This window comes from Candidatus Equadaptatus faecalis (assembly GCA_018065065.1).
Classification (GTDB): Bacteria; Synergistota; Synergistia; order Synergistales; family Synergistaceae; genus Equadaptatus; species Equadaptatus faecalis.
Genome location: JAGHTZ010000067.1, coordinates 1 through 1,020, shown reverse-complemented (window position 1 = coordinate 1,020; position 1,020 = coordinate 1). Strand labels below are relative to the sequence as shown.

Below are 1,020 nucleotides of genomic sequence, written 5' to 3'. Positions count from 1 at the left end.
GGCTCTCGCGGTATAATGAAACTCGGAGCGTACAGAAAAACGGCAATAGAGAAGCTTACATGCGCAGGTATCGAAAGACCTGCGTATGTTGTTGATACGCTCCTGTCAAAGTTTCTTGACGTTCCGGCGGCATTTTTGACAACGCACGCCGAAACTGACGTGCCATCAGACAAATTGTATGAAATTGAACATGCGGTGGAGCAGAGGCTTCAGCGTATGCCGTTGTCCTATATACTCGGAGAAGCTGAATTTTACGGATATACTTTTAAGGTTGGCGAAGGCTGTCTGATACCGCGTCCCGAAACAGAACTGCTTGTCGAAGAAATGTTAAAGCTTGCGCCGGAAAACGCTTATTTTGCCGACTGGTGCACGGGAAGCGGCTGCATGGCGGCTGCAATGCTTCTTGAAAGGGCTGATTTGCGCGGAATAGCCGTTGACGCAAGCTGCAAGGCGCTTGAATGGGCGGAGAAAAACAGGGCGCTTTACGGACTTGAAAACAGGCTGAAGCTTGTGCTGAACAGCAATCCGTCAGAACTTGCTCTTAAAAATCAATTTGACTTTATAACTGCAAATCCGCCGTATATATCTGTTTCAGAACTGCCCAATTTAATGAAAGACGTAACAGATTATGAGCCGGAAACAGCGCTGAACGGCGGAGAATACGGGCTGGATTGTTATAAGCTGCTTTTTGGAACGCTGCCGTTGTTTGTCAAAACCAGAGGTCTTGTTGGTTTCGAAACTGCCGGAGACAAACAGTCCGAAAAGCTTAAAGAAATCGCGCCCAACTGTCTTAAGCTTTTTAAGGAAGTTAAAGATTATTCAGGAATATTGCGTCATTTAATTTGGAAAAAGATATAAAAACTGCCCAAAAATTAATTTAGCTTTTGCAACTGTACGCCGAAAGTAAAAAAACACGTGTGGTCAGGCAGACGTATTATTTACTGTGTACTTTTATTTATGTTCAGCGATTTACACGCTGACGTTTGAATGTTAAAATAAGCGAGCGGACAGGAAGTCCAC

General features: G+C 44.6%; 1 protein-coding gene. It reads left to right on the top strand.

Annotation, left to right across the window (positions count from 1 at the left end; translation table 11 throughout):
• On the top strand, positions 1-858 hold an 858-nt coding region (gene prmC / locus KBS54_05690), incomplete at its 5' end, for a peptide chain release factor N(5)-glutamine methyltransferase (GenBank protein ID MBQ0055617.1).
• Positions 859-1,020 lie beyond the last annotated feature (162 nt).